A 14,481-nucleotide genomic window follows, 5' to 3' on the forward strand; every position below is an offset into this window, starting at 1 on the left:
TCTGCTAGTCTAGAGCCTAAACATATTTACCATCTGTAGTTAGGGCTTGAAATGGGCGATCATCTTTAGTAAAAGTTGGATCAACCTCCCATTCATGATCAAACCCAGAAGTAATATTAGTGCGATTTTTGATCTTTGGAAGTGAATAAATTCGTATAATATTAGTTTTGCCTTTCTTGCCTCTTACTACCATGATTTTTCCATCAGGTGAAATAGAAGGCATTGTATTTAAATTCTTATTATATTTTTCATCAAAGACTTTGATAATTTTGGTTTGTTCAGGTAGTGCTTTAGGCTTATAAATGAATTGAATAATATGCCAACCTTTATTCTTTACACCTGGTCCACTAGAACTATATAGAGATCCAGAAACAGGATCTACTGTAATTCCTTGATGTCCGATCAAATCTGAAGAAAGTTGGTTATCTGAAGCTGTCCATTGTTTGGTTTTATCATTTATTTTAAAACGGTTTATTACCCCTTTTTCAGGTTTACCAGTAACGTGTAATGTATAAAGTGTCTTATGTTTAGAATCAATTGCCATACCTTGAACAACATTGTTTTTGCCAGCACCCTTCCTTAATAAAATTATAGGTTTACTTGAGTTTTCAGTAGTTAAACTAGAAAAAAATGTTGGTTTTTGTTCGAGATAATTTTGATTAAGAGGAATAGCCATGGTTTCTGATGAAACTAATAAAATGCTTGTACAAAAAGTTAAGCCAACTAAAGTCTTCATCATAGGAAAATCTCGAAACCAATTTTTTCTGATTGTAATAGATCCATGTCTTTTTTATTTCAAGAATCATTAATTTTAAATAAATAGATTACTAAAGTAATACTAAAAGAGTGCAGAAGCACTCTTTTAGCTTTTAGCATTTTTATAATTTAAAAATTAACGATGCTTAGGTGGCATTTTGTGCATTGGACCATTATGGTGGTGCTTGTTAAAGAAGCCTTTATGGTCTTTTTTATCAAATTTATGATGCACATCATGTTTGTTGAAATGCGGTTTAGGGGGTGCTTTATGGAAGCCACCTTTATGCGGCATTGGCTTATGATCAAAATGCGCTGCATGTGGTGGAACATGATGTTTATGGCTTGGTGCAGCCATTGCAGACATTGTTGCAGTTGCAGTAATCAAACCAACCATTAATCCAGAAATCAGCTTTTTCATCGTCTTTATACTCTATGAATTTCAATGGGTTCATCATAGAGGGCGGTGGTGAAGAGACTATGAAGCGATCGATAGTGCTTTTGTAAACTAAAAAGTTTTTTATTATGTGGTTTTTAAGTTTTTGAAAAATAATATTTATTATAGTTTATTGTCGCTTAAAGATCTAAATTTTGCTTTTAAAATCATCAAAAATCTTCTTAATTTCTCCATGTTTTTACATAGCTAAAATTAAAACAGAAAATGATGGAGAAAATTTTAAAGCCATAAAAAAAGCACCCATATAACGGATGCTTTTTTGAATCTCAGAATCGATTAGATTGCTGTGATTTGAGTCGCTGTAGGACCTTTTTGGCCTTGAGCTACGATGAAAGACACTTTTTGGCCTTCAGCTAAAGTTTTGAAACCTGAACCTTGGATTTCGCTGAAATGAGCAAAAACGTCTGGACCGTTGTCTTGTTGAATGAAGCCAAAACCTTTAGTTTCGTTAAACCACTTTACGGTACCGGTAACTGTATTAGACATAATGTAACCTATTGAGTTTTATTGATTTCTAGTCAAATTTATAAGATGACTAATGTGTAACTTTGAAAAATAGACTGGATGGAGCTTGGATCTATAAAAACGGAGGTTTATGACTAAAACTGCGATACTTAAAGAAGACTAACCAAAACAAGAATTTTTCTAGTTGAGAACCATCATACCTTTAATCTGCAGATATTCAAGCTGAATCTGGCTATTATTTTTTATACAGTTGAAATTATGGGAAATAAAATTGTAGAAAAAATCAGCGAAATCTGGAAATCAATAGCTTAATCACACCTAATAAAAAAAGAGCGCTGTAGCGCTCTTTTGTTTTTCTAGCAGGCTAGAAGATTAGTAATCAAAGCTAAAGTGCTCTGGTGCCAGTGAAGTCATAGTCTTGGATGGGTTTACCATCGCTTCAGCATGACCTTGGGCACGTGGCAGCATACGTTCGAAGTAGAAGTCTGCAGTTTTGATCTTCGCTTTGTAGAACTCCGGTACTTCAGCACCGTCACCAGCTAGCAGTTTTGCAGAAGCAACTGCAGCCTGTTGTGCCCAGAAGTAAGCCATCATCACGTAACCCGAGAACATCAGGAAGTCCACAGAAGCAGACGACACGATGTCGCGGTCTTTACGTGCTGCCAGCATGATGCGAACAGTCAGTGCATTCCACTGTGCACATAGCTTGGTCAGATCCCATGCAAAACGGCGCATGTATTTGTTGCGCGCATGCTGACCACAGAATTTCAGGATTTCAGCAGTGTAGTCGCGTACTACTTTGCCTTTCGAAGTCAGCAACACTTTACGGCCGATCAGATCCAGTGCCTGAACGCCAGTTGTACCTTCGTACAGGGTAGAGATACGTGAGTCACGTACGATCTGTTCCATACCCCATTCTTTGATGTAACCGTGGCCACCATACACCTGCATACCATGGTTTGCAGCTTCATAACCCATTTCAGTCAGGAAGCCTTTCAGGATAGGAGTATAGAAACCAAGATGGTCATCGTGCTCTTCAAATGCCGCTGTATCGCCACGTACCAGTGCATCGTTCATCTTGTCGGCAATCTTTGCTGCATGATAGATCATTGAGCGACCACCTTCAGCAATAGCTTTTTGCGTTAGCAGCATACGGCGTACGTCAGCATGGTGAATGATCGCATCTGCCACTTTATCTGGATCTTTCTTGCCAGACAGGGCACGCATGGACATACGTTCTTTAGCATAAGGCAGGGCACCTTGGAATGATAGCTCAGCGTGACAGATACCCTGAATCGCGGTACCGATACGTGCAGTGTTCATGAAGGTGAACATAGCGTGCAGGCCTTTGTGCTTTTCACCAATCAGGTAACCGACGGCGTTGTCAAAGTTCAGTACCGCAGTTGCAGAAGCGCGGATCCCCATTTTGTGTTCGATCGAACCACAAGTCACAGGGTTGCGTTCGCCTACACCGCCATCAGCAGATGGCAGGAATTTCGGTACGATAAACAGGGAAATACCCTTAGTACCTGCAGGTGCATCTGGAAGACGCGCCAGAACGATGTGAATGATATTTTCAGTCAGATCGTGTTCGCCGGCAGAGATAAAGATCTTAGTACCAGAAATCGCGTAAGTACCATCTGAATTTGGTTCTGCTTTGGTTTTCACCTGACCCAAGTCAGTACCACACTGTGGCTCAGTCAGACACATCGTACCCGACCAGGTGCCTGCAACCAGATGCGGTAGATATGTATTCTTTTGCTCTTCTGAACCAAACTGCATGATGGTGTTAATACAGCCTACGCTTAGGCCTGGATACATCTGGAATGACCAGTTGGCTGTACCCATCATTTCAGATTTGATCAGGTTCAAAGACATTGGCAGGTTCTGACCACCAAATTCTTCAGGATAAGACAGACCTTGCCAGCCGCCTTGTACGAACTGGTCGTATGCTTCTTTAAAGCCTTTTGGTGTTCTGACTTCGCCATTTTCAAAATGACAGCCTTCCTCGTCACCTGTCTGGTTAATTGGAGAAAGTACGTTTTCACAGAAATCTGCAGCACCTTCCAGAATCATGTCGACGGTGTCGGCATCGGCATATTCACCATTCGACAGCGTCTTGTAGTGTGCAGGGTAGTCAAGCACTTCATTCATAAGGAAGCGAATGTCGTGTAACGGGGCTTTATATGCTGGCATGCGTTTAATCCTGATTAAAATTGTTTTGGATTATCTGTATTGATTCTTTGATTATTCACATTGCAAATAAAAATACATTGATAAGGCAAGCGAATAAAAATGTCAGAAAGGCGAATTGAATCGATGCAAAAGTCAGGCAATTCAAGTTAAAGGTTATTCTTGCTCAAGACTTTTAAAAATATAAAAAATGCTTATTTACAATGAATTTATCGAAATATTATAGATTTTGTCTAGCCATTATTTTGCTGGAACTGTACACAAATATTATTATTGAATAACGAATCATAAACTTGTCACTAAATCCAATTTTTAAAGATAAAGGCTGCTTTTTGTCGGAAAATAAAAGAGTCTCCGTAGAGACTCTTCAGGATGTAATCAGCTCAATATCGCTTAGAGGAAATCTTTCAGTTCTGGTTTAACCCCATTCCAGATCGAGAAGGACTCAATCGCCTGACCGACCAGCATGCCGAAACCTTCTGAGGTTGGTACACCACGCGCTTTAGCCTGATCCAGGAAAGTCGATGGTTTGCCATACACCATTTCATAGGCGTGTTTGAATTGCAGGGCTTCTGGCAGGATTAAGGCATCACCGCTCAGGCTGGCAGAGGTCGCATTGATGACAATGTCGAAATCCCCAGCCAGATCCGTTAGTGCAATTGCTTGCAGTTCAGCTTGAGGCACCGCATCTTTTAAGTCAGAAATTAACTGTTCAGCACGAGCCAAGGTACGATTCGCAATGACAATTTTTTTTGCACCCGCCTGTACTAGGGGGTAGATCACGCCACGTGTCGCGCCACCAGCACCAATAATCAGAAGATCGGTATTTTCCAGATTCCAGTCTAATGCACGAATCGCTTCGACTAGACCTTGGCCATCAGTATTGTCGCCATACAAGACGCCATTTTCCATCCATAGCGTATTCACAGCACCAGCAATACGGGCACGTTCGGTCAGTACCTGGCATAGGGCATAGGCCTGTTCTTTAAACGGCACGGTGACATTCATGCCAACACCACCTTGGGCAAAGAATTCCTTGATATTGGCTTCAAAGCCATCCAGCGGCGCCAAACGTTTACTATAGATGAGATCGATGCCAGTTTTGGCAGCAAAGGCGTGATGTAATTCTGGAGAACGTGATTGTTCAATTGGGTTGCCAACCACAGCAAATTGTTTGCTCATTTCACAGTGTCCACGTGCTGAAATGCTCAACAATATACGTGAAAATTGCTACGGACTAAAGCTGTGAGTGACTGAAGTGAGTGAGACTATCTTTTGAATTATTTTAGGAATTACAGGTTTTAATAATACGTTCAGTCAATAAAAGTGAACCACTAAAAATTACACCAAGCAAAGTCAGTACACTAACACTGATGGCCAAACTGTCCAGCATTAAATCTTTAGTCATAAAAGTCATAGCAATCGCACTCACAGTAGCCGCCAGACACGCCCATAACACCAGCACCTGAGTATTGAAACGTCGTAAGTACATAAAATTCCCTTCTGTTTTTGATATTCCACTATACAGGAGTAGTGGTTTAGGTGTGAGGACATTTGTGCTAATTCTTATGTTGAAACGTTTCTAAATATTTTTCCAAATTTTCATTTTTATTGAATTTAAATTTTCCGTAAATCACACGATCGCTTAATTCTGGAAGGTTAGAGATTTAATGGAGCTGTTTAAATCGTACAAAGAATAAAAATGCCCTCAAATTGAGAGCATTTTTTGTGTCAGGTTGATTGCTTTAATTCTTTGAGCCAGTCATGCGGCTTTAGATAATAATCAGTCAAGCGTTTTTCTGGTGAGCCTTCCGGCCATTCAGCTCGATAAGACCAGCCAGTCAGCGGTGGTAGGCTGACCAGAATCGATTCAATCCGCCCACCAGTTTGTAAGCCAAACAAAGTGCCGCGGTCATAAACCAAGTTATATTCGACATAACGGCCACGACGGTAAAGCTGGAACTCGCGTTGTGCTTCAGTATAAGGCTTGTCCTGATTGCGCTGGAAGATGGGAATGATGGCATCCAGATAGCCATTACCCACTGCCTGGATGTATTTAAAGCAGGTTTCAAAATCCCATTGATTTAAGTCATCAAAAAACAGGCCGCCAATACCACGCTGCTCATCACGGTGTTTGAGATAGAAATAGTCATCACACCATTTCTTGTGTTGTGCATAGATATCTTCACCAAATGGGGTACAGAGGTCATACGCGGTCTGATGCCAGGAAAGAATATCTTTATCATGTGGATAAAAGGGGGTTAGGTCAAAGCCACCGCCAAACCACCAGATCGGATCTTGGCCTTCTTTTTCTGCCACGAATAGACGAACATTGGCATGTGAAGTCGGGACATTCGGATTTTTCGGGTGGATCACCAGCGATACGCCCATCGCTTGAGCTTTGGCACCAGCAATCTGTGGATGACGTTCAGTCGCGGAAGCCGGCAGCTTGGAAATCTGGATGTGTGAGAACATCACACCGCCTTTTTCAATCACTGTGCCATTTTGCAGGACACGTGAACGGCCACCGCCACCTTCCGGGCGTTCCCAGTCATCAATGATAAATTCGGCTGTGCCACCACCAGCGTGTTCTTGTTGTTCGAGCGCGGCACAAATGCGTGACTGCAAGTCGAGGAGGAATTCGCGTACACGTTGAATATCTGCAGAAGTTGGATGCTGCATTAAGGTCCTCATGGGGAGAAAATAATACTTCCTACATCAAAGCATAAAACCCTCTAAAAATTAAGGTGTATTTCCCGATCGTAATTATTAAAAAAGACTTTTTATTCCCCTATACGGCAGGTGAGGAAAGAGCGAAACCCGACTGGGATGCTTGGTTGAATTCTTTTTCTAGCCCCCACACAATAGCTTGAGATACCCAAGATTTGGGTCAGTTTTCCATAGCGATAGGTGGATCTTATGTCGGTGCAGGCAACTTCTCTTATTCAGAAATACAATGTCCCAGGTCCACGCTATACCAGCTATCCAACCGTACCGTATTGGGAAAATCAGCATTTTTCACTGGAGCTGTGGAAACAGACTTTAAAGCGTTCTTTTCTGGAATCCAATCAGGCTGAAGGCATTAGTCTATATATCCATCTGCCATTCTGTGAAAGCCTGTGTACCTTCTGTGGCTGTCATAAACGAGTAACCAAACGTCATGAAGTGGAGCAGCCCTATATTCAAGCGGTACTCAAAGAATGGGATTTGTACTGTGAGCTTTTAGAACAAAAGCCAGTGATCAAGGAAATTCATCTTGGTGGTGGCACGCCAACGTTCTTCTCGGTTGAGCATTTAACCCAGCTGATTCAGGGCATTTTATCCAAAGCTGAGATTGCCCCTGAATATGAATTCAGTTTTGAAGGCCATCCAAATAATACCACTCGTGAGCATTTACAGAGTTTATATGACTTAGGTTTTCGCCGCGTCAGTTATGGGGTGCAGGACTATAATGAAACCGTGCAAAAAGCCATTCATCGCATTCAGCCTTATGAAAATGTCAAACAGGTCACCGAATGGGCACGTGAAATTGGTTATACCTCGATTTCGCATGATCTGGTTTTTGGCTTGCCATTCCAGAGCTTAGAGGACGTGCTCAACACCATTGATCAAACCAATTCACTGATGCCAGATCGTTTGGCGCTCTATAGCTATGCACATGTGCCTTGGATCAAGGGCAATGGTCAGCGCGGATTTAAAGATGCCGATGTGCCTAAAGATGAAATCAAGCGCCAGTGCTATGAAGAAGGGAAGAAGAAACTGTTAGCGCATGGCTACCATGAAATTGGCATGGATCACTTTGCGCTAGAAAGTGACAGCATGTACCAGTCTTTTAAGTCTGGCAGCTTGCACCGTAACTTTATGGGTTATACCGCATCGAAAACTCAGGTGATGATTGGCCTCGGAATTTCATCGATCAGTGACAGCTGGTACAGCTTTGCCCAGAATGTAAAAACCATTGAAGAATATTATGAACTGCTAGAGCAGAACCAAATTCCGGTGGTGAAAGGGCATATCCTCAATCAGGAAGATCTGATCATCCGTAAACATATCCTGAACCTGATGTGCAGCTTTACCACCTCTTGGGCGGACGAGAGCATGCAGTTTGCTGAAATTGAAGATGTGCTGGAACAACTCGAAGAAATGGTACAGGACGAGCTGATTCAAATAACAGACTCATCGGTCACAGTTTTGGAAAAAGGCAAACCTTTTGTAAGAAATATCTGTATGGCATTTGACTTGAGACTAAAGCGGAAAATGCCAGAAAACCGGATTTTTTCGATGACGATTTGAATCTCCCCCTAACCCCCTCTTTTTCAAAGAGGGGGGAAAGCCTCCCTTTGGAAAAGGGAGGTTTGGAGGGATTTAATTAAAAAAAGGAGGAGGATTTGTATAAAAGAAAAATTAAAAATCATCCTTCCGATACATATGCGACATACGCTCATGCTTGGTCTTGAGGTATTGTTCATTGAATGGATTCAGACCTACAGTGAGTGGCACACGATCCACCACATTAATTCCTAAATCTTTTAGTGCATTAATCTTTAACGGGTTATTGGTAATTAATCGAACCGATTTTACACCCAAATGATCCAGCATAATGGTACACATATCATATTTACGTGCATCAGCTGGTAGATTCAGCATCAGGTTCGCATCGACGGTGTCATGACCTTGATCCTGCAAGGCATAGGCCCGGATTTTATTGGTCAAGCCAATCCCGCGACCTTCTTGGCGCAAATACAGAATCACACCGCGACCGGCTTCATTAATCAGCTTCTGAGTGGCCTGTAATTGAGGGCCACAGTCACATTTTAGTGAGGCAAAAGCATCACCAGTGAGACATTCAGAATGTATGCGCACCAACACCGGCTCATCACTGGGTTCCTCTAATCCTTTAGATAGTGCGACATGTTCTTCGCCAGTCTTAGGATCTTGAAAAACAGTAATTTTAAACTCACCATGAGCAGTAGGTAATCGTGAAGTTGCGACAAATTCGATCGGCACAGCTGAACCCGTTAAATCCTGAAATTGTTCAAAGTATAGCGTAATGATTGCACATTAGTAGAATTGTATAGCTGAATTTCTGGAGAACATTTTCTTTTTTGTAGAAAGCGCACGATAATAGTTGATAAACAGTAAGATTATTCAGGATAATCGTACGCTGCGAAATTTTACCCTGATTTATGTCATTGTTTAATATTGCGCCGTTAACAGCTTTGTTGAATTGAAGCTGCTACAATTCGACTATATGATCGGGACTCCCCATAGACAGACCTAGCTTAGGATTTGCCAGGCTTTTGAAGGCTTTGCCATTTATGCTGTATACAGAAATACCAACTCAACGCCCTGTAACACCGTTGCTTGATGCGATCGACCATCCTCAGCAATTGCGTTCACTTGAGCAAAGTCAGCTTGAGCAGGTGGCGGATGAGTTACGTCAGTACATTTTGTATGCTGCAGGGCAAAGTGGTGGGCATTTTGGCGCAAACCTGGGTGTGATTGAGTTAACGGTAGCTTTGCATTATTGCTTTAACACACCATATGACCGACTGATCTGGGATGTCGGTCATCAGGCTTATCCGCATAAAGCCTTGACCGGCCGTCGTGAACAACTCACTAGCATTCGTGCTAAAGGTGGTCTAGCAGCATTCCCGGCACGTGAAGAATCTGAATTTGATACTTTCGGGGTCGGGCATTCCTCGACTGCGATTTCTGCTGGTCTGGGTATGGCGCTGGCTCGCCGTTATCAAAACAATCCTTGTGAAGTGGTGTCTATCATTGGTGATGGTGCCATGACTGCAGGCATGGCCTTTGAGGCCATGAATGATGCTGTAGCACATCAAGCTGACTTGATGGTGGTACTGAATGATAATGACATGTCGATTTCCTGCAGTACTGGTGGTTTTGCTAAGCATCTGGCGGCGATCTGGGAACGTGGTGAATTCGTCAATGTCACTGAAGATGGCGAAGCCTTTGTTCAGCCACATCCGGAATGGGTGTATAACTCCCGTCTGCATTGTGCTGCAACCGATGCTGCCGATAACCTGTTTAAAGCGATTGGTTTCGAGTACTTTGGTCCTTATGACGGTCATGACATTAATCAGTTAGTCCATGTCTTTAATGCACTGAAAAAGCGTAAAGGCCCACGCCTGATTCATGTCTATACAAAGAAAGGTAAGGGCTTCGCACCTGCGGAAGCAGACCAGATTAAATATCATGCGATTAGTAAAATAAATGCAACAGCTTCATCCAATGTGGCGCCGAAGTATTCGGATGTGTTTGGTCAGTGGCTGTGTGATGAAGCGGCGCAAGATGATCGTTTATTAGCCATTACTCCGGCCATGTGTGAAGGTTCAGGCATGGTACAGTTTGCCAAACAGTTTCCTGAACGTTTCTTTGATGTCGCGATTGCCGAACAGCATGCCGTAACCTTGGCAGCTGGTATGGCGTGTGAAGGCTTAAAACCGGTGGTTGCGATTTATTCAACTTTCCTGCAACGTGGCTATGACCAGTTAGTGCACGACGTGGCGCTGCAAAATCTGGATGTGACTTTCGGTATCGACCGGGCTGGCTTAGTGGGTGAAGATGGTCCAACCCATGCCGGCGCTTATGACTATGCCTATATGCGCACCATTCCTAATCTGGTGATTATGGCACCGAAAGATGAGAATGAATGCCGTCAGATGCTGCATACCGCTTATCTATATAAAGGTCCGGCTGCAGTACGTTATCCACGTGGTAATGGACTGGGTGTTGAGATCCAGCAGGAATTGGTGGAACTGCCAATCGGTCAGGCTGAGATCGTGGCGAATTTGAATACTCAGCACGATGAATATATCTCGATTCTGGCTTTCGGTAGTCGTGTTCAACCTGCGATTGAAGCAGCACAGGCGTTTGCCGCCAAACATGAAGTAGCTGTGCGTGTAATCAATATGCGTTTCATCAAACCGCTGGATACCCAGATATTAGATGACATCGCCCCAAGTACCAGCCTGTTTGTCACTGTTGAAGAACATGCAGTGATGGCAGGTGCGGGTAGTGCAGTGAATGAATACCTGGCAGAAGCGCAGATTGTTAAGCCGATTCTGAATCTAGGTCTGGCAGATACTTTTATGCCGCAAGCAACGCATGCACAGATGTTGCAGGAAGCGGGTCTTGATCCTCAAGGCATTGAAAAGTCGATGAATCAGGCTTGGACAGCCTTGACCCAGCAGGTCTGAAACAAAGTCTTCAAAATTTTAGAAACAATTTTTTCCCAAAAAGTCCTGATATTTGCTAAAATATGAGGGCTTTTATGCATTATTCTTTATCAATATCTTCAAATTTGTAGTGGGTGTTCAATGGAACCTATGGTGGTGATGGCTGCGCGTGCGGCTCAATTAGTTGGTCAAGAGCTTTTAAAAGCGCATCAAAATCGTCATAAACTCGATCTACAAGTCGAAGAAAAAGGCATTGATGGTCCTGTAACGCGTGTAGACCGTTACTTGGAACAACTGACTATCGATACGCTGCGTAAAAGTTATAAAAACCACAGCTTCCTTGGTGAAGAGTTTGGAATGCAAGAAGGTAAAGGCCACGACGCTGATTGGTGTTGGGTGATTGATCCTCTTGACGGTACATTAAACTTCATCAATGGTTTCCCCCATTTCTGTATCTCTATTGCTGTTCAACACAAAGGTGTGACTCAACACGGTGTTATTTATGACCCTGTGAAAGATGAGCTGTTCTCTGCAAGCCGTGGTCGCGGTGCAATGCTGAACCAACGCCGTATTCGTGTAAATGTAAAAGACAGCCTGCAAAACTCTTTCCTGGCAGTGGGTCATGCTTACCGCGCGAAACGTGGTGGTGAAGTCGTGTCTTATGCGAGAAACCATTTTGAATCTCTATTAAATGTGACTGAAGCAGGTGCCCAATACCGCCGTGCAGGTTCAGCAGCGCTGGATTTGGCTTATGTTGCCGCAGGCCGTTTGGATGGTTACTTCGAACTTGGTCTGAAGCCTTGGGACATTGCCGCAGGTGAACTGATTGTAAAAGAAGCAGGTGGTACAGTGGTGGATGCACGTGGTGGCAGCGAAGCGATGGAAAAAGGTCAAGTCATTGCTTGTTCTATGAAAATGCTGAAACCTTTAATGCAGGCAGTGGTTCCTGCATGGGGCGACGCAGCGAAATAATCGAGTTTAGACAACTGTTTAAATAGATCAGGCATCCTTCGGGGTGCCTTTTTCTTGCGCTAAATCATGTGGAAATATCAATTATTTTTAGAATAATACAAATTAACAATAAAACTTAATGACAATATAGAAAATCCTGCTATAATCCGCGCACGCACTTAATTTCTGTTCGTTACCTGAACATTTCTCTTCTTATCATTGTGTATGCGCGTGCGGTCCAAAGAGAGGACGATATCTCGCGCCCCAATCGCTAAAGCGATTCCTTCAGGTTATGCCGTAATCATGCGTGCGTTATATCACATCGTCGTTACTCGGATCGCCGCTGAATAATCTCTTATTTTCAGCGTTTATTGCTGTACCGCTTTTTGTCGATGTTCATTTGACTTTATTTTTAATGGAGCACCCATTTTCCGGGTGAAAGACTCTATGAGCAAAACTTTTGCTGATTTTCCTCTGCACGAATCCTTACAACAAGCGTTACAAGCACTAGGTTTCACTGCACCTACTCCTGTACAGGAACAATCAATTCCTGCTGCACTTGAAGGTAAAGACCTTCTAGTGTCAAGCCAGACTGGTTCAGGTAAAACAGCTGCATTCCTTCTCCCAACTTTGAATGCACTGGCCAACCTGGACACTTTCGTTCCTTTCAAGGAACGTATGAAGGCGATTACCCAACCTTCTATTCTAGTTTTATGCCCAACGCGTGAACTTGCTCAACAGGTAAGCCAGGACGCGATTGCATTTGTACGCCACATGAAAGGTGTTCGTATCGCAGCAATCATGGGCGGTATGCCATTCGGTAAACAGATCCAGCAGTTAAAAGGCGCGCAAGTGGTTGTTGCAACTCCAGGTCGTCTGCTTGACCTTGTGAATCGTCGTCAAATTAAACTCGACAAAGTGAATGCGTTGATCGTCGACGAAGCGGACCGTATGCTGGATCTTGGTTTCTCTGAAGATCTTGAAGCGATTGGTGATCTTGCAGCAAACCGTAACCAGACTTTGATGTTCTCTGCGACTTTTGCACCACGTATCATCACTCTTGCTGAACGCATGATGAACGAGCCAGAGCGTATTGCCATCGAAACTGGTCACACCACCAATACTGACATCACTCAGACTTTACACTGGACTGATGGTTTCGAGCACAAGAAAAAACTGCTGACTCACTGGCTGAATGAAGAAGACGTAGACCAAGCAGTGGTTTTTGCTTCTACTCAAGAAGATACCGACATGCTGGCTGAAGAACTTGCTGAAGCAGGTCATTCAGTTGTAGCGCTACACGGTGCAATGCCACAGACTGTACGTAACCGTCGTCTGCGCAGCATCCGTGAAGGTCGTGCAAAAATCCTGGTTGCAACTGACGTTGCAGCACGTGGTCTAGACGTTCCAACCATTTCTCACGTGATCAACTTCGGCCTTCCAATGAAGAATGAAGACTATGTACACCGTATTGGTCGTACAGGTCGTGCTGGCCGTACTGGTAAAGCGATTACTTTAGCGACTTACCGTGAACGCGGTAAAATTCGTGCGCTGGAAGACTACCTGGAAGCGCGTCTAGAAGTTTCTGAAATTGAAGGTCTTGAGCCATCTCCACCTCCTGCACGTCCAAGCCGTGATGGTCGTGGTCGTCGTGATGGCGGTCGTGGTCGTGGTGGCTTTGGTGGCGGCCGTCGCTTCGAAGGTGAAGGTCATTTCAAACGCCGTGAAGGTGGTCGTGATGGCGAACGCCGTTCATTTGGCGATGATCGTCCACGTCGTGAATTCAATGGCGAAGATCGTCCGCGTCGCGAGTTTAACAGCGACCGTCCACGCCGTGAATTCAATGGTGAAGATCGTCCACGTCGCGAGTTTAACAACGACCGTCCGCGTCGTGAATTCAACAGTGATCGCCCACGTCGTGAATTTGGTGACCGTCCTCGTTTCGATAATAACGATGACAACCGTGGTAACCGCGTAGACTACAAACCACGTCGCGAAGGTTCTTTCGGTGACCGTCCAAAACGTGATTTTGGTGATCGTCCAGCACGTCGTGAAGGTGGTTTTGATCGTCCAAAACGTGACTTCGGTGACCGTCCAGCACGTTCATTTGGTGATGACCGTCCAAAACGTGATTTCGGTGGTGACCGTCCGCGTCGTAACTTCGATGATAAACCACGCCGTAAATTCAACGACTAATCTCGTTGAATCTAAAAAAACCAGCACTTGTGCTGGTTTTTTTTATGCCTAAAATTGGCACTTTTTTTGCTAAAGTGTGGAATAATTCATTGTTTGAGTGAATTAGAATAAATGGATTTTAAAACGCTTGATTGAACGGAGGGGCTGGCTATGCCTTATATTGCACTGACATTGGTTCTGTGTAACGTGATTTTCTTGATCTATAACTTTTATCATTGAGTGATTATTCAGCATTTAACAAAAAATTTATCCCTTTAGCCGTAA

The 14,481-nt window shown here is 43.5% G+C and carries 12 protein-coding genes; 4 read left to right on the forward strand and 8 right to left on the reverse strand.

All coding sequences use genetic code 11. The features are described from left to right. Positions 1–16: 16 nt before the first annotated feature. The 7 genes from GW12_RS00855 to hemF all read right to left on the reverse strand — a co-directional run bounded on the left by GW12_RS00855 (position 17) and on the right by hemF (position 6,550). Positions 17–739, reverse strand: a complete 723-nt coding sequence (locus GW12_RS00855; RefSeq protein WP_152598508.1) for a hypothetical protein — start codon at positions 737–739, stop codon at positions 17–19. Positions 740–892: 153 nt separating this feature from the next. Beyond that, positions 893–1,174 (reverse strand): hypothetical protein, encoded by a 282-nt coding sequence (locus GW12_RS15160; protein ID WP_081403439.1) that lies wholly within the window; start codon positions 1,172–1,174, stop codon positions 893–895. Between the two features lie 312 nt (positions 1,175–1,486). Next, positions 1,487–1,696, reverse strand: a complete 210-nt coding sequence (locus GW12_RS00865; protein WP_034582192.1) for a cold-shock protein — start codon at positions 1,694–1,696, stop codon at positions 1,487–1,489. A gap of 351 nt (positions 1,697–2,047) precedes the next feature. After that, positions 2,048–3,871 (reverse strand): acyl-CoA dehydrogenase C-terminal domain-containing protein, encoded by a 1,824-nt coding sequence (locus GW12_RS00870; protein WP_034582195.1) that lies wholly within the window; start codon positions 3,869–3,871, stop codon positions 2,048–2,050. A 390-nt stretch (positions 3,872–4,261) separates the two neighbouring features. Next, entirely contained in the window at positions 4,262–5,050 is a 789-nt protein-coding gene (aroE, locus tag GW12_RS00875) for a shikimate dehydrogenase (protein ID WP_034582197.1), read from the reverse strand. A gap of 103 nt (positions 5,051–5,153) precedes the next feature. After that, a complete protein-coding gene (locus GW12_RS00880) occupies positions 5,154–5,360 on the reverse strand; it encodes a hypothetical protein (RefSeq protein WP_034582199.1) in 207 nt (68 codons plus the stop codon). A 239-nt stretch (positions 5,361–5,599) separates the two neighbouring features. Then, on the reverse strand, positions 5,600–6,550 hold the full coding sequence (hemF, locus tag GW12_RS00885; RefSeq protein ID WP_034582202.1) for an oxygen-dependent coproporphyrinogen oxidase: 951 nt from the start codon (positions 6,548–6,550) through the stop codon (positions 5,600–5,602). Between the two features lie 237 nt (positions 6,551–6,787). Between hemF and hemN the strand changes: the two genes are divergently transcribed. Continuing rightward, a complete protein-coding gene (gene hemN / locus GW12_RS00890) occupies positions 6,788–8,161 on the forward strand; it encodes an oxygen-independent coproporphyrinogen III oxidase (RefSeq protein ID WP_034582205.1) in 1,374 nt (457 codons plus the stop codon). 111 nt (positions 8,162–8,272) lie between these two features. On the opposite strand, the gene ribA is transcribed toward hemN, so the two are convergent. Further along, complete coding sequence (ribA, locus tag GW12_RS00895; protein WP_034582209.1) at positions 8,273–8,875, reverse strand: GTP cyclohydrolase II; 603 nt, start codon at positions 8,873–8,875, stop codon at positions 8,273–8,275. A gap of 311 nt (positions 8,876–9,186) precedes the next feature. On the opposite strand from ribA, the gene dxs reads away from it, so the two are divergent. From dxs to GW12_RS00910, 3 genes are all read left to right on the forward strand, one after another. Continuing rightward, positions 9,187–11,091, forward strand: coding sequence for a 1-deoxy-D-xylulose-5-phosphate synthase (gene dxs, locus GW12_RS00900; RefSeq protein ID WP_034582211.1), 1,905 nt, complete (start codon positions 9,187–9,189; stop codon positions 11,089–11,091). A 120-nt stretch (positions 11,092–11,211) separates the two neighbouring features. Next, on the forward strand, positions 11,212–12,042 hold the full coding sequence (locus GW12_RS00905; RefSeq protein WP_034582213.1) for an inositol monophosphatase family protein: 831 nt from the start codon (positions 11,212–11,214) through the stop codon (positions 12,040–12,042). 426 nt (positions 12,043–12,468) lie between these two features. After that, complete coding sequence (locus tag GW12_RS00910; RefSeq protein ID WP_034582215.1) at positions 12,469–14,217, forward strand: DEAD/DEAH box helicase; 1,749 nt, start codon at positions 12,469–12,471, stop codon at positions 14,215–14,217. Positions 14,218–14,481 lie beyond the last annotated feature (264 nt).

This window comes from Acinetobacter sp. HR7 (assembly GCF_000773685.1).
GTDB lineage: Bacteria > Pseudomonadota > Gammaproteobacteria > Pseudomonadales > Moraxellaceae > Acinetobacter > Acinetobacter thermotolerans.